Here is a 16211-nt window from a genome sequence, read left to right on the forward strand (position 1 = left end):
TCACCGTTCGACCCGGACTCGCCCAGAGGCCGGAGCCACTTGAACCCCGAATTCGAACAGCACCATCATCGGACGTGGTCCACCTCCGCAAGCAGCCAACTCGGCCCACAGGAGTGCCACTTGACCGACCCCACCGCAACCCACCTGCCCGGGCCCCGCGCTACGCCGGCTGCCAGAAGCCACGAACCACATCGCGCCCTTCGGCTCGTGTGGTTAGGGCCGGTCGCGGTTCGTGATACGGGTCCGTCTCACCGCTTTCACCGAAACCTCGGCGGTCGCGGTTCAGGATCCGGGCGAGGCGGTGGCGGTTCCGCTCGAACCCAGGTGGGATTCCCGGTCGCGTCGTCGGCGGGCGGCGCGACCGGGACGCGGCTCAGCTAATCGGGCCGAAGATCTCGGTGCGGTCGAAGTCGGCGTCCATGCCGTCCAGCACCGCCCCCAGTTGCTTCTCCTCGTACTTGAAGTGCGTCTCCATGACCGCCTCGATCCCGTCCAGGTGGCGGTGTGCCACCTCCGGGTCGGTCGAGTCGGCCACCGCCTTCTGCAATCCACCGATGAGGTGCTCGATCATGTTGTGGTCCTGAGTCAGCTTCGCGACCACTGGCGCCAGGTCGGGTCGCGCCCGTACCAGTTCCGGGAACAGCGAACCGTCCTCGGCGCGATGGTGGCCGGACAGGGCAGCGCAGAACCCGTGGCAGAACAACAGCAGGTCGGTGGCGGCGTCGGCGGGGTCGCCGCCGTCCAGCCCCGCCCGCGCCAGCGCCAGCGCATTGCGCAGCTTGCCGTGCACCCGCTGCAGTTCCCCGCCCCAGGCGGTGATGCGGTCAGTCGGCAAGAACGCCCTCCCGTCGCAGCCAGGCCGCGCACGCGGTCGTCCAGGACGCGGTGTGCGGCTCGCGCGCAATGAACTTATGCGGCTCGCCGCCGTATTCCACGCCATCGGCCAGACCGACGCCGTGGCTGCCGCCCGGGTAGACGTGCAACTCCACCGGTACCGCGGCCGCCGCCAGCGCCCGGGTCCACTCCAGGGCGTTGGGCAGGCCCGCCAGGTCCTGAGCGGTGGCCCATACGAAGGTCGGACACACCGACGCGTCCGCATGCTTGGCCGGGGACAGCTCGTCCTTGATGGGCAGCAGGTCGCCTAGCAGGTTCTCGACCACCGACGGCGGCAGCAGGTCGAGGTCGGCCAGCGCATAGGCCAGGATCGCGAAGTCCGGTCGGGGCGGGTCGGCGACGCCCTCCTCGATGGACAGGACCCGGCCGGTCATGAGCAGGCCGGCGAGTTGGCCACCCGCGCTTGATCCGATGACGCCGGCCCGGCCGACGTCGAGGCCGTGGTCGCCGTTGCGGATGTGGTCCAACCCGGCCCGGGCGTCTTCGAGCGGGGCCGGGAACCGGTCCGGCAGCAGCCGGTAGGGCAGGACGAAGGCGTGGATGCCGAGGTCGGACAGCCAGCGCGCGTAGCCTTCGCCCTCGTGCGGTGGAAGTTCCCGGAAGCCGCCGCCGGGCAGGACGAGGACGGCGGGTCGGGGGCCGAAGAACCGGTCCTCGGCGGGGTAAAGCGTGATTTTCTGTGAAATTGGGGTGGGAATGGCCGGAGCCACCTTCCGATACGACGCCTCCATGCCTGACGATCCATCCGCCACCGGCACGCGACGCTGCCTGAAACTATAACCTTCAAGGCCAGATGGGCAGTTGCGTCGCGCTGCCGCAATGGCGTCAGGATGAGCACGCAGTCTCCGAGGACCGCGAGTCGGCGTCATCGCCTCACACTGCGTTCTCGGCAACGTCAAGCGGCGCCTTGTGTATGCCGCCTTCTCAAGCAGCCGCGCGGCGGCCCCTCCGACCGGGATGCTGGTTACTCGTAACCGGAGACTCGCCGAGACCAACGACGACCTCGTCGCCGCCCGAGCGAGCCTCCGGCGCATGATCCGAATCGAGAACTCGTAGCAGCTGTCTGGTCCTGGACCTGCCGCGTGACCAGCGTCCTGACCTGGCCGATCAGCCCACCACCAGCAGGTGATCGCACCTGCTCCGCTGGGACGCGCATCCGGTGCGGGAGATGTGAGACTTGACTCTCACACTATGTGAGAGGAAACTCTCACGTCATGGATTCTGGTAATCGTCTGGGCGATATCGAGATCACTGATCCGCAGGCGATGCGGGCGCTGGCGCACCCAGTGCGGCTGGCGATCCTCGAACGCCTGCAGCGGCACGGGCCGGCGACGGCGACGCAACTCGCGCCCGATGTGGGAGCAACCCCGTCAGTGACCAGCTGGCATCTGCGGCATCTGGCGAGCTTCGGGCTGGTCCGCGATGCCGAGCCCGGCCCGGACCGTCGCCAGAGGCGGTGGGAGGCGGTAGCTCGGGGCTTCCGGTTCGAGGCGCCGGAGGATCCGGACGATGAGGAGGGCTGGTCGGCTGCGCGGGTCCTGTCCCGGGAGATGTTCCTGCGCTCGGGCGACCTGCCGAACCGGTGGGCTGCCGAGGTCGAACCCAAGCTCGAACCGGTGTGGCGGCGGCTTGCAGGCCTGGCCAACACCCGTGTCGTCGTCTCCACCGACGAACTCGCCGCCATTGAGGACGCAATGGAGCACATTCTCGCCCCCTACGTGATGCGCGACGAGGCCGCGCGGCCGGCCGACGCCCGTGGCGTCAGGCTGCTGCGTTACGCCCTGCCCGAGGGTGCCGAGGATCAGACCGGCGGGACGCCATGAGCGCGGCGGACCAGTCCTTACCCGTATCGCTGTGGCGTGATCGACGGTTCCGTCGTTTCTGGGCCGGTCAGTCGATCTCGCAGTTCGGCGACCGGATCACCGAACTGGCCCTGCCACTGATCGCGGTGGGGGCGCTGCACGCTTCGGCCAATCAGGTGGCGTTGCTGACCGCGCTTATCTGGACCCCGAACCTGCTCGCGATCGTCCTCGGCGCCTGGGTAGACCACCGCGTCCACAAACGGCGCCTGATGGTTCTCGCCGACCTGGTGCGGGCGGCGGTGCTGCTCTCTCTCCCCGCCGCCTGTCTCATGGGGGCAGTGACGCTCGGCCAGTTGTATGTCGTGGCCTTGCTGACGGGCGCGGCTGGGGTGCTGTTCAACACTGCCTATCCACCGTTCTTCGCCCACTTGGTGCCACGCTCCTCCTACGTCGACGCGAACAGCAAGCTCAGCGCCAGCCGTTCAGCGTCGTACGTCGCCGGACCGGCTATCGGTGGTGCTCTGATCCAGGCGTTGACCGCTCCTGTCGCCGTCGTCGTCGACGCCCTGACGTTTCTGGCGTCTGCGGTTCTGGTCGGTCGGGTTTCGATCGACGAACCGCCAGCCCCCCATGACCAAGCGGCATCCTCGCTGCTGCGGCGTGCCAGGGAGGGACTGGTCTTCGTCGTCCGTCACCCGGTGCTGCGGGCGAGCCTCGGGTGCGCGGCGACCGTCAACTTCTTCACCTTCGTCGCGGGCAGCGGGCTGATCGTGCTGTTTGCCAGCCGAAACCTCGGACTGACCGCGGGAGCCATCGGCATGGCGTTCGGGATCGGCGCCACCGGCTCGCTCCTTGGCGCGGTAATCGCCCCGAAGTTCTCTCGAAGGCTCGGCGTTGGCCGCAGCATTGTTGTGGGCGCCGTACTGTTCCCGGCACCGATCGCCATCGCCGCTGCTGCGAGCGGCCCCCTATGGGCTCGCGCCGGAACCTTGGCGGTGGCCGAATTCCTCTCCGGAGTCGGCGTCATGCTGTTCGACGTCAACCTCAACTCCCTCCAGGCGGACGTGATTCCCGACGGCATGCGCAGTCGAGTCGCCGGTGCGTACAGCACGATCAATTACGGCTTACGCCCTGTGGGCGCCGTCGTCGGCGGTCTCCTCGCCACCCTCGTCGACCTCCGGGTGACCCTGCTCATCGGGGCCGTGGGCGGAGCGCTGTCCCTGCTCTGGCTGCTGCCCTCGCCGATACCACGCATCCACTCCCTGACTCCCGACAATCCGGTAGCTCCGGACAGCGACACGGACGCGCGACCATTGCCTTGCTGATCACCGCAGAACCACCCGGGTTCATGCCAACGCCGCCCAGACCCGACTGCCCGAAAATCGCTGTCACCATCACCGTCCTGGTCTCCCACCGCCTCGGCCCCGCCACCGCCTGCGACCGGGTGTTCGTGTTCGACGAGGGCCGGATCGTCGAAGGCGGCAGCCACCGGGAGCTGATGGAACTCGGCGGCGCCTACGCGAAGATGTTCGACATCCAGGCCGCCGCCTACCGCACCCCTGCGCCCCCGCAGCCGCGAGCTCCGGGCGGTGAGACCGGGCCCCACCCGCCCGCCCGGTCGTCAGGCCTGGTGCGGATGCCCCTCGGCGGGTGCTCTGGTCCTACGAGGCCCCGTCCGGGGCCTGGCGTTCCGCGGCGAGGACGGCGAGTTCGCGCAGGTGGACGAAGTACTCGCGGGCCTCGGCGTCCTCGCCGAGCGCGGGGAGGACGCGGTGGACGGCCGCGATGCCGTTCCGGAGGGCCTCGCGGCGACGGTGGTCGAGCGGGCCGGTCAGGGCGGAGGACACGCAGCCGGCCAGGTGACTGTCGAGCAGGACCAGGTCTTCGCCGTCGAGGGCCTGCCGGTAGCAGCTGCGCGGGAACGGCAGGGCGAGGAAGTCCTGCCACAACTGGTTCAGCCGGTCGGGGTGCGTGTCGCTCATGGCGTCGATGATGCCCGAACGAACGGCGCCGGTGTCACCCCGTCCCGGCCTGCGGAAGAACGCCCATCGAACAGCGAGCTTTTGACGGTCCGTCAGGCCACCGGCGCGTGCCGCCGGCCGAGCTCCGCGAATATCTCGCCGTTGAGCGTGAACGCGCGCTTGCACTCCTCGGCGACCCGCCCGCGCTCCGCCTCGTCCATCAGCTCGCCCGCGGCGTCCAGCTTGGCGCGGTAGTCGCGCTTGAACGCGGCGGGGTTGTCGATCTCCTCGAAGACGTAGAACCGGACGCCGTCGCCCTTGCGCGCGAAGCCCCAGGTGCGTTCGGCGACGCCGCGGATGATCTGACCGCCCGACAGGTCGCCGAGGTAGCGGGTGTAGTGGTGGGCGAGGTAGCCGGCCGGCCAGTCGGCCGCGAGGGTGTGGATCCGCTCGGCGCAGGCGGTGGTGGCGGGCAGCGGGGCGAGGGTGTCGCGCCAGTCGGGGCCGGCCAGGTGGTCGAGGTCGCGTTCGATGGCGGCGGTGCGCAGCAGGGCCCGGTCGAGGAGCGGCCCGGCCACGGGGTGGTCGGCGAGATCGGCCGGGTGCGCCTCCAACGCCCGGTAGACGTAGAGGAGTTGGCCGGTGAGGTCGGTGTAGGCCTCGATGCCGAGCCGCCCGCCGAGCAGGTCACTCATGAAGGAGGACTGTTCGGCCGCCTCGTGCTCCTCCGCGCTGGCGGTGCGGAGCTGGGTGGAGAACGGGACGGGCAGCAGGGTGGGGCTGGGCATGGGGCAGGGCCTCCAGAGATCGACTTCCCCCGACAACAAAGGTGAGCCTAACCTAAGTTACGCCGTTGCCGACACCCTGTCGGCAAACCCTCCATGCGTCCCGATCCGCGTCGCCGTCGGGCACCCTTTCCACCGTGCCGCGTTTCTGGCGCTCGTCGCGGGCCTGGCCCGCCGCCGGCACCTCGGCGACGGCAGCCGCACCGGCCTGCTGCGTGCTGCCCGCGCCGACGACCAACCGGTCTTCGAACCGTCCGGCTACCTGGCGAACTGGTCGGTCCAGGCTGCTCGCGAAGCCCTGGCGGCAGACGCCGAACTGCTGGTGCCGCTGCTCGGCGATCCCGACCCGGAGGTCCGGCAGCACGCCGCCTACGCCCTGGCTGCGGCCCTGGGCAGGTCCGAGCCGGTCATGGAATCCCTGCACTCCCGCTTCGAGGCCGAGGGCGATCCTGCGGTGCGCGCCTGCCTCGTCCTGGCGATGGGCCGGCTTGCCCGGGAAGACCGCGACCCGGCCACCATCGACCGGATGTACGCCCGGTGGCAAGACCCGTCCCGGCCCGCCGAGGTCCGGATGTGCGCGGCCCTGTCATGGCTCTGCCTCACCGACGGCCCCGTCACCGACGACCTGCGCGCCTTCCTGGACGCCTCCGCCACCGACGACCTCGTTGCCCTTCTCGGCCCGGTCCCGTGGATGATCCGCGTCGACGACGAGGGTGACGGACTGCGCTGTTGCCTCGACCAGATGCACCACCCCGAGAAGTACCTCCACTTCACCGGCTGCCTGGACCGAACAGCCCCTCGGGCCGAACTCCCGACGCCGGCGGCCGGGGCGGCGATCGAGACCCGACGGGGGCGGCCGCGCACCCGGACGACGGACGTTCGGCCACGGCGCCCCCGGGTACAGCGCCCCCGACCGGCAACTAACCGACGACCTGGACCCTGTCGGCCTGGAGCCCCTTCTGCCCCTGGACCGCCTCGAAGGTGACCTTCTGCCCCTCCGCCAGAGACTTGAAGCCCTGACTCTCGATTGCCCTGAAGTGCACGAACAGGTCCGCCGATCCGTCCTCGGGCGAGATGAACCCGTAGCCCTTCTCGTCGTTGAACCACTTGACGGTGCCGTTCTGGCGCTCGGCCATGTCTCCTCCTGTGATGGTGTGGCTACTGTCTGCAGCTATGGCGTGATCATTCCACAGGGCGCTGCCGAACGAGAGTTGATCGCCGGAGGCCGGTTCACCCGAGCCGCCGGACCTTCCGGCGGGCCTGGTGGACACCGCGCGAAAACCTCTACCGGCAGCCGGGAGGGGCAGGGTTGAATGCATGCCATGGACGCTTCATTCGATGCCCTCCTCGACGAGGCGGCTGGCGCCCCGGTCGACGGCTGGGACTTCTCCTGGCTGGACGGCCGGGCCACCGAGCAGCGCCCCTCCTGGGGCTACCAGCGGCTGCTGGGCGAGCGGCTCTCCGCCGCCACCGCCGCGCTCGACCTGCAGACCGGCGGCGGCGAGGTGCTGGCGGGTGCCGGGCCGAAGAACTTCCCGCCCACCCTGGCCGCCACCGAGGGCTGGCCGCCGAACGCGGCCCGGGCCACCCGCCTGCTGCACCCGCTCGGCGCCGCCCTGGTGACGCACCAGCAGGGCACCCAACTGCCGTTCTGCGACGGCGCGTTCGACCTGGTGACGAGTCGCCACCCGATCGCGGTGCAGTGGCCGGAGATCGCCCGCGTACTCACCCCCGGCGGCAGCTACTTCGCGCAGCACGTCGGCGGCCGCTCCAACGTGGAGCTGACCGCGTACTTCCTCGGCCCGTTCGAGGTGGGCGACTCGCGCGAGCCGGAGGTGGAGTCGGCGCAGGCCCGGGCGGCGGGGCTGGAGATCGTGCAGTGCCGCAACGAGCGGCTGCGGCTGGAGTTCTTCGACGTCGGCGCCGTGGTCTGGTTCCTGCGCAAGGTGGTCTGGGCGGTGCCGGACTTCACCGTCGAGCGCTACCGCGAGCGCCTGCGCGAGCTGCACGACCACATCGCGCGTGAGGGCGCGTTCGTCTCCACCACCTCCCGCACCCTGATCGAGGCCCGCAAACCCGCCCCCTGACGCCCACCGCTTGACGCCCACCGCCTGACGCCCACCGCCTCAGCGTGCGAGCCACCGCACGGGGTGCCCGGCCGGTCCCCTGGTCAGCCAGCTGCCGTCGCCGAGCGGCTGCAGGTCGTAGGCATGCTCACCGTGGGTGGTCAACTCGCCGAGGACCCGGCCGTCGTGGGCATCGACGCGGTAGGTCCGGAACCACTCCTGCTCGTCCTCGGTCTCGCCGGCCAGGACGAGCAGCAGGGTGTCCGCGTCCAGGTACCCGCCGCTCCACTCGACGACGGCCTCCGGCTCGGCGTCGTCGCCGAAGTCGCCCAGGGCGAGGGTGAGTTGCACCTCGCCGCCGGGGAGCGCGAGCACGGTGGCGTCCTCCTGCCCGTGATCGACCGTCAGCAGGTGGCGGCCGTCGGGCGACATGCCGATCGGGCAACGGTCGTCCCACGGCAGGTGCTCGACCCGGAGGCCGGCCTCGGTCAGTGTGCCCCGGTACACGGTGGTGCCGTCCTGGCCCTCGCCGACGTCGAGCAGCATCGCCCCGCTCGCCCGGTCCACCCACTGCTCGCCGCCCTGACCGACCGTCTCCAACTCGGCCCGCCCGAGCAGCGCGCCGGTCGCGGCGTCCAGCACCGTCCAGAGGTCGGCCTCGCCGCGCCCGGCCATCACGTCCGGCTGGTAGACCCAGACGCTCCGCCCGTCCGGCGCCAGTGCGCAGTTCGGCGCGTAACTCCACGACCTGCCCTGCTCCGGCGCGGACCCGAAGCGCCACACCTGCTGTCCGTCCGCCGCCACGCACACCACGCCGTCCCGCGTGGCGTAGTACGCCCGGGCGAGGTCGGCCGGCACCGCCAGGCTCACCAACTCGTCCCCGGCCACCGGCCGGAAGACGGCGACGGGCGCCAGTTCGCCCACCGCGCTGCCGGAGGGCCGGTAGGCGCATATCCGGCCGTCCACCAGGCGCGTGACGACGGGACGGTCGTGCGAGGAGTCGTTCATGCCCGGGACGTTAGCGGGCGCCCGTGACACACCCCGCGCTCCCCGTCGTTCGACGGGGTCACGGCGCACCCCCTTCCATCCGAAGAATGATCTTCCATTCCGGTCTCTCCTCCCGGCGAGTGATGCCGTGGGGGCGCCGGAGCCGTGAGGCTGTCGGCGACGAACCCCCTTCTGATCTGAGCGTTTGTCGAAGGAGACTCGTGTGAAGAATTACCGATCCGCGCTGCGGCTGGCCGCGTCCTTGCTGGCGGGTGCGTCGGTGTTCGCCCTGGCGCCCACGGCCGGGGCAGCCACCGCGGGCAGCCCGGTCCCGCCGCGGGCCGCGCTCCAGCAGGGGCTGGACGCGCTGACCGTGCGGGCGGGTGCGACCGGCGCGGTCGCCGAGGTGCGCGACCACGGGCGGGCGGTGTGGCGCGGCACGTCGGGCGTCGCCGACCTGACCACGCGGCAACCCGCGCCGGTGGACGGGGAGTTCCGGGCGGGCAGCGTCACCAAGACGTTCGTCGCCACCGTCGTGCTCCAGCTCTCGGCGGAGCGCCGGGTGGGCCTGGACGACCCGATCGAGCGCTACCTGCCGGGCACGATCCCGAACGGCGCGAACATCACCGTACGCCAGGTGCTGAACCACACCGCGGGCCTGTTCGACTTCCTGGAGGACCCGAAGTTCGCGTACGAGTCGGACGACGCGCTGCGTCAACTCCTCGCCGTGGACCGGTGGAAGACCCTCGCCCCCCGCGACCTGATCGCGATCGGCGTCTCGCACCCGCCGTACTTCCCGCCCGGCCAGGGCTGGCACTACTCCAACACCGACTACCTGGTGCTGGGCGAACTGGTGCGGCAGGTCACCGGCAACGACTGGCGGACGGAGGTCAACCACCGGGTGCTCCAGCCGCTGGGCCTGCGCCACACCTTCCTGCCGGGCACCTCGACCACCGTCCCGGGGCCGCACAGCCACGGCTACCTGGCACTGCCGGACGGGCCGGCCGACATCACCGAGCTGAACCCGTCGATGGCGGGCGCGGCCGGTGAGATCATCTCCACCACGGACGACCTGGCCCGCTTCAACGCGGCGCTGCTCGCCGGCCGGCTGCTGGCACCCGCGCAGCTCGCCGAGATGACCACCACGGTGGCGGCGGACGAGCAGCCCCCGACCCGCTACGGCCTGGGCCTGATGCAGCTGCGGACCTCCTGCGGCGAGGTCTGGGGCCACCCGGGCGGCATCCACGGCTACGTCACCTACCTGTTCGGCGACCGCTCCGGCACCCGCCAGATCGCCATCTCGGCGAACCCCTACGACCCGCAGAAGGGCGCCGAACTGACCCCGGCCGTCCTGAGCCTGATCGACCTCACCTTCTGCGGCCCGAAGTCCTGACCCGCCCGACCGCCCCACTCCCCACCCGAGCGGGGCGGTCCCCCGGCCCGCCACGATGCCCCTGGCTCAGTAGAGGCCCTCGGGGGACGAACTGGCGATCTGGAGGGGGCGGATGTTGGCGACGCCGTCGGTGGGCCAGTGGTCGGTCGGGTGACGGAGGGCCTGGTCGCGTTCCAGGATGTTGGGGAGGAAGAGGTCCTCGTGGAGGACGGTGAGCCGTACCTGGCCGACCGTGCCGGGGGCGACCGTGGTCATGGGGTCGGCCTTGTCGACCACCGCCATGGTGACCTGCGGGTAGTTCGGGACGTAGCTGATCAGTTCGCCGTCCCGCTCGATGTCCAGCAGGGCCGCGTTGCCGAAGGTGTTGCCGTAGGTCAGCCCGCAGATCCCGCCTTGCAGGGCGGCGGTGAAGGTCCGGTACATGTCGGCGCTGATCTGGGTGCCGCTCAGGCGGACGCCGTCGAGGGCGGCGACCAGTTCGGGCCGGTGCTGGCGGAGGGCCTGGAAGAGGGCCGGGGTGGTGTTGACGTAGTGGACCCGGCCCGGCGCGAGGACGTCGGCGATCTGCTCCAGCAGGTGGGTGGTGTAGTCGCCGACCTCGGCCATGCGTCCCGCCCGGATCAGGCGCTTCACCCATCGGGGGTCCATGTCCACGGCGTACACCTGGCCGGCGTGGAGTTCGGAGACCTCGTGGACGCCGTTGCCGATCAGGTGCGGTCCGGTGGGAGTGGCCTGCAGCCAGGTGCGGCCCGGTGCGAAGCCCTCCCGGACGAAGGACCAGCGGCGCCAGAGCGCCCGGTGCCGCAGCATGTCGGGGGTGTAGAACGCCCGGCAGGGGGTGCCGGTGGTGCCGCCGGTGTCCCAGACCCGGCCGACGAGCGGCCTGGGCACCGACAGCGGGACGAGGTCCGCGGGGTCCTGCGTGCGCAGCCGGTCGAGCGGGAACGGGCCGAAGGCCACGAGCTGGTCGTAGCGGGTGATGTCGCGCGGGTCGAAGTCCAGCTCGGGGGCCTGCCCGAGCCAGTAGGGGCTTCCGGTCACCGGGTCGAAGTGCCGCCGGACCACGGTGCGGGTCCACTCGTCGAGGTCGGTGTCCAGCCATCGCGCGATCTGGGTGTCCGGGTCGGTGCCGGTGAGGGCGGTCACGACAGGGCCGGGGCGCCGGAGAGGTCGATGCCGAGCTCGTAGGCGGTGGTCAGGGCCTGCTCGACGTGCTCGGGCCGCTCGATGTGCACCACCGGGAAGGGGAACGCGAGGATGCCCTCGGGAATCGAGGGTCCCATCACCAGCCCGAGCTGTACGCCCTGCTCCTTCATCCCGGTGTAGACGTCGACCAGGCTGATCGGGTCCGTGGAGTTGCGCTGGAAGAGGTCCCTGACGTCGGCGCCGGTGCGCAGGACCTTGGGCTCCAGGCAGGACAGCAGGGGGATCTCGGGGTCGCCGAAGGGGATCGCGTCGATCCGCGGGGCCATGAAGTCGCGGTAGGGCCGGCGCAGCGGGGTGTGGACGGCGATGGTGCGGCCGGGGAGCGGGACGACCGTTCCCGGCGGGACCTCGGCGGCGAGCGCGCCGAGTGCTTCGGCGTGGCCGGCGAGCATCATGATGCGCTTGGTGCCGTCGGCCGTGGGGCCGAAGTCGCCCGCCAGGTAGATGCCGGGGACGTTCTCGCCGGGGTGGGAGGGGGCGCCGTCGTCGAGGGAGCCGAAGGCGATGGCTATGCCCTGCCGAGGGTCTTCGGCGGGCGGTTCGGGGGTGTCGCGGGATCCGGCCAGCATCTCGAACAGTTCCCGTCGCCCCAGCGATCCGGCGAGGCAGCTGGCGGTCATCGCGCCGAGGCTGAGGCCGCCGATGGCCGCGGGGCGCAGGTTGAACGAGGCGAGCACGTCGTGCACGCCGATCGCGAGGGCGGCTTCGCGGACCGTGCCGACGCTCTGGCGCTCCTCCTGGGCGGTCGGGAGGTCCTCCTCCAGGATCTGTCCGACCGTCAGTCCGGTCCACGCGGAGACTTGCTCGTACCAGTCCCGCACGACCTCGTAGGTCCGGTAGAGCTCCAGGCCGTGCGGCTCGGTCCCGACGCCGCCGCCGAACAGGTACCCCAGACTCATGACAGCTCCTGTGAATGGTGTGAAAGGAGGGAACGGTGGTGCGGATTGGGCGTGGTGCGGCAGAGTGAACCCGGCCGCACAATGCCGCAGAATCCGGCGTCCGACCGGACGCTCGGTAACCGGTCTCGCGACGCGATATCGAGACGATATCCGGATCTGGGAAAATCTCCGGCAGCACAGTGGCGGAGTTGAATTTCCCGCCTTCGAAAGGGATTTTCTCGGCCCGCGGCAACTCCAGGTGGACTCGCACGGCGGGAGACGGAGGAAACGGCACACCCCGTCCTCTCCCAGGACTCGGGGAATTCCGGGAGAACACGGGGTGTCCGTACCCCTGAGCCGGGCACGTCCGTTTCCCCGCCGTCCGGGCGTTCAGGCGCGCAGCGCGCCGGTGAGGTGGTCGCGGAGCACGGCGGTCACCTCGTCCGCCCGGCTGCTGAGGTAGAAGTGCCCGCCGGGGAAGACCTTGAGGTCGAACGCGGCCGTCGTGCGCTCGCGCCAGCGCCCGACCTCGGGGACCGGCGCCCAGCGGTCCTGGTCCCCCACCAGGGCGGTGACCGGGCAGCCGACCGCGGCGTCGCGGTCGGCGCGGTAGGCCCCCACCGCGCGGTAGTCGCCGCGCAGCGCGGGCAGCACCATCGCCAGCAGTTCCTCGTCCTCCAGGAGTCGGGCGTCGGTGCCGCTCATGGCCCTGAGCTCGGCCACGATGCCCTCGTCGTCGACCGGGTGGGAGGAGTCGGGCCGGTCCGCGGACGGCCCCTTGCGGCCGGAGAGGAAGAGGTGGTCGATCCGGCCGCCCGCGCGCTCGATCCGCCGGGCCACCTCGAAAGCGACGAGCGCGCCCATGCTGTGCCCGAAGAGGGTCAGGGGGAGGTCGTCCCAGCGGCGCAGCGCTCGGGCCACCTCGTCGGCGACGCGGTGCAGGTCGTGGACGCCGGCTTCCTCCCGGCGGTCCTGCCTGCCGGGGTACTGCACGGCCAGGACGTCGACCGGGCCCTGCAGTGCGGCGGACACCGGGAAGTAGAAACTCGCCGAGCCGCCGGCGTGCGGAAAGCAGACCAGGCGGCGGGTGGCCGCCGGCGAGGGGTGGAAGCGACGGCACCACAGGTCGCTGTCCAAAGAGAGGGAGGTCATGTCGGCCTTTCATTCTCTTCTCGAAATCCGCGCGGTGCCGGCGGGCGGGGTGTGGTGCTCGGTCAGGACATCCTCCGCACCGACGGGCCGTCGGGTGCGCGCTTATACGGAGAGCTTCGATCGACGGCGATCGGCGACTCACGGGCACCGCATATGACAGCAGCCTGCCATACCGCTCGGAATGTCAGCAAGTACTCACCGGAGCGCATCGATCCGCTCATGTCCGGGGTCAATTCCGGCCATCTTCTCCGGTGATTGGCGAGGACGTTGCGAAACGGAGCAATCCGGTGGGCTTTACTTGGCTCCGACTCGGCGGCACCGGTCCGACAGGACCGCGTTGACGCGTACACGGTCCCCCAAAGAGGCTGGAGGCAGCGTTGTTCACCGGCCGTGCGACGAAGAGGACTCTCCCCTTGAACTTCCTGTTGCTGGGCCCGCTGTCCATCCGGTTGAACGCGTGCGAGGTGCACGTGTCGGCGCCGAGGCAACGCGTGGTCATGGCAGCGCTCCTCTTCAACGCCAACCGGGTGATCTCGGTCGACCGGATCGCCGAGTACGTCTGGGACGGCGCCCCGCCGCCGAGTGCCGCCGCGACCATCCGCACCTACGTGATGCGCCTGCGGCAGTCGCTGGGCGAGATCGCCTCCGCCCGGATCCTCACCCGGGCGCCCGGCTACCTCCTCGAACTCGGCGAGCACGAGAGCGACCTCGGGCAGTTCACGGCCCACCGCCGGCGCGCGGCGGAGCTGGCCGAGCGCGGAGACCTGGAGGGCTCCTCCGCCGCGCTGGCCGAGGCGCTCGCCCTGTGGCGCGAGGAGCCGCTGGCGGACATCCCGTCGCAGACGCTGCGCGACGTGGAGGGCCGCTACCTCCAGGAGCTCCGCCTGCAGACGATGGAGCTGCGGTTCGACGCGGAGCTGGCGCTGCTGCGGCACGCCGAGGTCGTGCCGGAGCTGGTGCGGCTGGTGCGGAAGCACCCCTTGCGGGAGGCCCTGGTGGGCAAGCTGATGCTGGCGCTGTTCCGCTCGGGACGGCAGTCGGAGGCCCTGGACCTCTACCGGCGCACCCGGGTGCTGCTCGTCGAGCAGCTCGGCACCGAACCGAGCGCCGATCTGCGCGAGGTCCACCGGCGCATCCTCTCGGTCCCCGACCGGCCCGGTACGCCCGGCTCGCCGGAGCAGCCCGCGACGGCCCGGGCGGCGGCCCCCGCGTCGGCGCCGGCCGCCGTCTGGGACAGACCCTTCCGGCCGAGTCCGGCGCAGCTCCCCTCGGTGCCGCTGCCGCTGTCGGCCCGCTCCGGTGCGCTGACCCGGCTGCAGCACTTCCTCACGACCGGCTCGATGCCCGCGGGCATGGTGGCGACGGCGGTGGTGACCGGCCGGGGCGGTGTCGGCAAGAGCGCGCTGGCCCTGCACGCGGCGCACGCGGTACGCGGCGCCTCGGTGCACGGCCAGCTCTACGCGGATCTCGGCGGAGCCGCCCGGCCGCTGACCGCCCGGGCGGTCCTGCCGCGGTTCCTGGCGGACCTCGGGGTGCCCCGGGACGAGATACCCGAGGAGTCGTCGGAGCGGGAGAGCCTCTACCGCTCGCTCACCGCGGGCCGTCGCCTGCTGGTGGTGCTCGACAACGCGTCCAGCACCGCGCAGGTGCGGCCGCTGATACCGGGCAGCGGGGGCAGCAGGCTGCTGGTGACCAGCCGGCGGCGACTGGCCGACCTGGAGGGGGCGCGCACCCTCCAGCTCGGCCCGCTCGACGAGGCCGGGTCGCTGGAGCTGCTGGGGAACATCGTCGGCCCGGCCAGGGTCGGTGCCGAACCGCAGGCGGCCCGTGCGGTGCTGACGGTCTGCGCGGGCCTGCCGCTGGCGATACGGATCGCGGGGACCCGGCTGCTGGAGCGCCCGCACTGGAGCATCGGGTACTTAGCCCGACGGCTCACCGAGGCCCCGCAGCTGCTGGACGAACTGCACGCGGGCGACCTCGGTGTCCGGCCCTGCCTCGACGCCGACCACGCCGGGCTCCGGCGGACCGCTCCGGCCGGGATCGACCCGGCCGAGGTGTTCACCGCGCTGGGGGCCGCCGGAGCGTGTTCGGTCTCCGGCAGCCGGGTCGCGATGATGTTCGGCTGCTCCGAGGAGCAGGCCGAGGAGGCCCTGGACGCCCTGGTCGAGGCGAACCTGCTGGGCGCGCCGACGGCGGGCCGCTACCGACTGGACGCCCTGCTGCAGGCCTACGCCCACGAGCGGGCGCAGGCGGTCGCCGTCCGGCAGCACGACCAGCCGTACATGCGCGCCGGGTGACCTCCCGGCGGCCCGCCCGTCCCTCGCCCCGATCCTTTTCGACCTGATCTCCCCCGACCCGATCTCCCCCGACCCCGATCACCTCCGAGAGGACCCTTCGCCATGGCCGACCAGACAACAGCCACCCGCGACCTGCTCGCCTACGTCCGGGAGGTCTCCCTCCGTGACGACGATCTGCTCAGGGAGCTGCGGGAGACCACCGCGGACCTGCCGGGCGGCACCGCCATGCAGGTGATGGCGGAGGAGGGCCAACTGCTGGCTCTGCTGGTCGGGTTGACGGGGGCCCGGGCGGTGCTGGAGATAGGCACCTTCACCGGCTACAGCACCCTGTGCATGGCCCGCGCCCTCCCGGCCGACGGGGTGCTGGTGTCCTGCGACATCGAGGAGCGGTGGCCGGCCATCGGCGCCGAGTTCTGGAAGCGGGACGGGGTCGACTCGCGGATCGACCTGCGGATCGGCGATGCCGCCGCGACCCTGGACGCGCTGCTGGCGGAGCGCGGACCGGAGAGCTTCGACCTGGTGTTCATCGACGCGGACAAGACCAACTACGTCCGCTACTACGAGACTTCGCTGGCGCTGCTGCGCGCCGGCGGTCTGATCGTGGTCGACAACACCCTCTTCTTCGGCCGGGTCGCGGATCCGGCCGCCGTGGACCCGGACACCGCCGGGGTCCGGGCGCTGAACCGGGCCCTGCACGAGGACCCCCGGGTGGAGCTGTCGCTGCTGATGATGGCCGACGGGATCACCCTCGTCCGCAAGCGCTGAAAGCAGCGGGCCGGGGTCCGGCGCT

At 71.4% G+C, this 16211-nt stretch carries 16 protein-coding genes and 1 pseudogene; 7 read left to right on the forward strand and 10 right to left on the reverse strand.

From position 1 onward, the window contains the following. Positions 1 to 373: 373 nt before the first annotated feature. Both ACGFWJ_RS34900 and ACGFWJ_RS34905 read right to left on the reverse strand, forming a co-directional pair. On the reverse strand, positions 374 to 835 hold the full coding sequence (locus ACGFWJ_RS34900) for a hemerythrin domain-containing protein (RefSeq protein WP_392956684.1): 462 nt from the start codon (positions 833 to 835) through the stop codon (positions 374 to 376). Then, positions 825 to 1625: an alpha/beta hydrolase gene (locus tag ACGFWJ_RS34905; RefSeq protein ID WP_392956685.1), complete on the reverse strand. Its 801-nt coding sequence runs from the start codon at positions 1623 to 1625 to the stop codon at positions 825 to 827. The genes ACGFWJ_RS34900 and ACGFWJ_RS34905 overlap by 11 nt, the downstream gene beginning before the upstream one ends. A gap of 483 nt (positions 1626 to 2108) precedes the next feature. Between ACGFWJ_RS34905 and ACGFWJ_RS34910 the strand changes: the two genes are divergently transcribed. Both ACGFWJ_RS34910 and ACGFWJ_RS34915 read left to right on the forward strand, forming a co-directional pair. Next, positions 2109 to 2717 carry an ArsR/SmtB family transcription factor gene (locus ACGFWJ_RS34910; protein WP_392956687.1) on the forward strand — a complete coding sequence of 203 codons (609 nt, stop codon included), beginning with the start codon at positions 2109 to 2111 and terminating at the stop codon, positions 2715 to 2717. Continuing rightward, positions 2714 to 4021 carry an MFS transporter gene (locus tag ACGFWJ_RS34915; RefSeq protein ID WP_392956688.1) on the forward strand — a complete coding sequence of 436 codons (1308 nt, stop codon included), beginning with the start codon at positions 2714 to 2716 and terminating at the stop codon, positions 4019 to 4021. Before ACGFWJ_RS34910 ends, ACGFWJ_RS34915 begins: the two co-directional genes overlap by 4 nt. A gap of 336 nt (positions 4022 to 4357) precedes the next feature. On the opposite strand, the gene ACGFWJ_RS34920 is transcribed toward ACGFWJ_RS34915, so the two are convergent. Together ACGFWJ_RS34920 and ACGFWJ_RS34925 are read right to left on the reverse strand one after the other, a co-directional pair. Then, entirely contained in the window at positions 4358 to 4678 is a 321-nt protein-coding gene (locus ACGFWJ_RS34920) for a hypothetical protein (RefSeq protein WP_392956689.1), read from the reverse strand. A gap of 92 nt (positions 4679 to 4770) precedes the next feature. After that, the gene (locus tag ACGFWJ_RS34925; protein WP_392956691.1) at positions 4771 to 5445 is read right to left on the reverse strand and encodes a heme oxygenase (biliverdin-producing); all 675 of its coding nucleotides are present in this window, start codon (positions 5443 to 5445) and stop codon (positions 4771 to 4773) included. Between ACGFWJ_RS34925 and ACGFWJ_RS34930 the strand changes: the two are divergent. Then, positions 5444 to 5962: pseudogene (locus ACGFWJ_RS34930) on the forward strand (HEAT repeat domain-containing protein); the annotation flags it as partial. The gene ACGFWJ_RS34925 and the pseudogene ACGFWJ_RS34930 sit on opposite strands and share 2 nt — an antisense overlap. Before the next feature lie 66 nt (positions 5963 to 6028). Here ACGFWJ_RS34930 and ACGFWJ_RS34935 read toward each other — a convergent pair. Beyond that, positions 6029 to 6193 (reverse strand): hypothetical protein, encoded by a 165-nt coding sequence (locus tag ACGFWJ_RS34935; protein ID WP_392956714.1) that lies wholly within the window; start codon positions 6191 to 6193, stop codon positions 6029 to 6031. A gap of 169 nt (positions 6194 to 6362) precedes the next feature. After that, positions 6363 to 6578 (reverse strand): cold-shock protein, encoded by a 216-nt coding sequence (locus ACGFWJ_RS34940; protein WP_387641639.1) that lies wholly within the window; start codon positions 6576 to 6578, stop codon positions 6363 to 6365. Positions 6579 to 6764: 186 nt separating this feature from the next. On the opposite strand from ACGFWJ_RS34940, the gene ACGFWJ_RS34945 reads away from it, so the two are divergent. Then, positions 6765 to 7529 (forward strand): methyltransferase domain-containing protein, encoded by a 765-nt coding sequence (locus ACGFWJ_RS34945; RefSeq protein WP_392956693.1) that lies wholly within the window; start codon positions 6765 to 6767, stop codon positions 7527 to 7529. A gap of 39 nt (positions 7530 to 7568) precedes the next feature. Here the strand turns inward: ACGFWJ_RS34945 and ACGFWJ_RS34950 are convergent, their stop codons facing one another. Beyond that, positions 7569 to 8516 carry a hypothetical protein gene (locus ACGFWJ_RS34950; RefSeq protein ID WP_392956694.1) on the reverse strand — a complete coding sequence of 316 codons (948 nt, stop codon included), beginning with the start codon at positions 8514 to 8516 and terminating at the stop codon, positions 7569 to 7571. Positions 8517 to 8718: 202 nt separating this feature from the next. Here ACGFWJ_RS34950 and ACGFWJ_RS34955 point away from each other — a divergent pair, with 202 nt between their 5' ends. Continuing rightward, positions 8719 to 9888 (forward strand): serine hydrolase domain-containing protein, encoded by a 1170-nt coding sequence (locus tag ACGFWJ_RS34955; RefSeq protein ID WP_392956696.1) that lies wholly within the window; start codon positions 8719 to 8721, stop codon positions 9886 to 9888. Positions 9889 to 9954: 66 nt separating this feature from the next. Here ACGFWJ_RS34955 and ACGFWJ_RS34960 read toward each other — a convergent pair whose 3' ends face one another. From ACGFWJ_RS34960 to ACGFWJ_RS34970, 3 genes are all read right to left on the reverse strand, one after another. Then, positions 9955 to 11034: an arylcarboxylate reductase gene (locus ACGFWJ_RS34960; RefSeq protein WP_392956698.1), complete on the reverse strand. Its 1080-nt coding sequence runs from the start codon at positions 11032 to 11034 to the stop codon at positions 9955 to 9957. Next, positions 11031 to 11993, reverse strand: coding sequence for an ACP S-malonyltransferase (locus ACGFWJ_RS34965; RefSeq protein ID WP_392956699.1), 963 nt, complete (start codon positions 11991 to 11993; stop codon positions 11031 to 11033). Before ACGFWJ_RS34965 ends, ACGFWJ_RS34960 begins: the two co-directional genes overlap by 4 nt. 369 nt (positions 11994 to 12362) lie before the next feature. Further along, positions 12363 to 13124 (reverse strand): thioesterase II family protein, encoded by a 762-nt coding sequence (locus ACGFWJ_RS34970; RefSeq protein ID WP_392956701.1) that lies wholly within the window; start codon positions 13122 to 13124, stop codon positions 12363 to 12365. Positions 13125 to 13594: 470 nt separating this feature from the next. Between ACGFWJ_RS34970 and ACGFWJ_RS34975 the strand changes: the two genes are divergently transcribed. After that, on the forward strand, positions 13595 to 15421 hold the full coding sequence (locus tag ACGFWJ_RS34975; RefSeq protein ID WP_392956713.1) for a BTAD domain-containing putative transcriptional regulator: 1827 nt from the start codon (positions 13595 to 13597) through the stop codon (positions 15419 to 15421). A 102-nt stretch (positions 15422 to 15523) separates the two neighbouring features. Continuing rightward, on the forward strand, positions 15524 to 16186 hold the full coding sequence (locus ACGFWJ_RS34980; RefSeq protein WP_387641617.1) for a class I SAM-dependent methyltransferase: 663 nt from the start codon (positions 15524 to 15526) through the stop codon (positions 16184 to 16186). The last annotated feature ends 25 nt before the right edge of the window (positions 16187 to 16211 follow it).

Origin of the sequence: Kitasatospora sp. NPDC048407, from assembly GCF_043200475.1 — a bacterium.
Classification (GTDB): Bacteria; Actinomycetota; Actinomycetes; order Streptomycetales; family Streptomycetaceae; genus Kitasatospora.

Excerpts from the sequence above, each read along its gene's own strand:
- ACGFWJ_RS34965 (WP_392956699.1), bottom strand. The coding sequence starts at position 11,993 with ATGAGTCTGGGGTACCTGTTCGGCGGCGGCGTCGGGACCGAGCCGCAC.
- ACGFWJ_RS34970 (WP_392956701.1), bottom strand. The coding sequence starts at position 13,124 with ATGACCTCCCTCTCTTTGGACAGCGACCTGTGGTGCCGTCGCTTCCAC.
- ACGFWJ_RS34950 (WP_392956694.1), bottom strand. The coding sequence starts at position 8,516 with ATGAACGACTCCTCGCACGACCGTCCCGTCGTCACGCGCCTGGTGGAC.
- ACGFWJ_RS34940 (WP_387641639.1), bottom strand. The coding sequence starts at position 6,578 with ATGGCCGAGCGCCAGAACGGCACCGTCAAGTGGTTCAACGACGAGAAG.
- ACGFWJ_RS34910 (WP_392956687.1), top strand. The coding sequence starts at position 2,109 with ATGGATTCTGGTAATCGTCTGGGCGATATCGAGATCACTGATCCGCAG.
- ACGFWJ_RS34915 (WP_392956688.1), top strand. The coding sequence starts at position 2,714 with ATGAGCGCGGCGGACCAGTCCTTACCCGTATCGCTGTGGCGTGATCGA.
- ACGFWJ_RS34980 (WP_387641617.1), top strand. The coding sequence starts at position 15,524 with ATGGCCGACCAGACAACAGCCACCCGCGACCTGCTCGCCTACGTCCGG.
- ACGFWJ_RS34925 (WP_392956691.1), bottom strand. The coding sequence starts at position 5,445 with ATGCCCAGCCCCACCCTGCTGCCCGTCCCGTTCTCCACCCAGCTCCGC.
- ACGFWJ_RS34945 (WP_392956693.1), top strand. The coding sequence starts at position 6,765 with ATGGACGCTTCATTCGATGCCCTCCTCGACGAGGCGGCTGGCGCCCCG.
- ACGFWJ_RS34905 (WP_392956685.1), bottom strand. The coding sequence starts at position 1,625 with ATGGAGGCGTCGTATCGGAAGGTGGCTCCGGCCATTCCCACCCCAATT.
- ACGFWJ_RS34920 (WP_392956689.1), bottom strand. The coding sequence starts at position 4,678 with ATGAGCGACACGCACCCCGACCGGCTGAACCAGTTGTGGCAGGACTTC.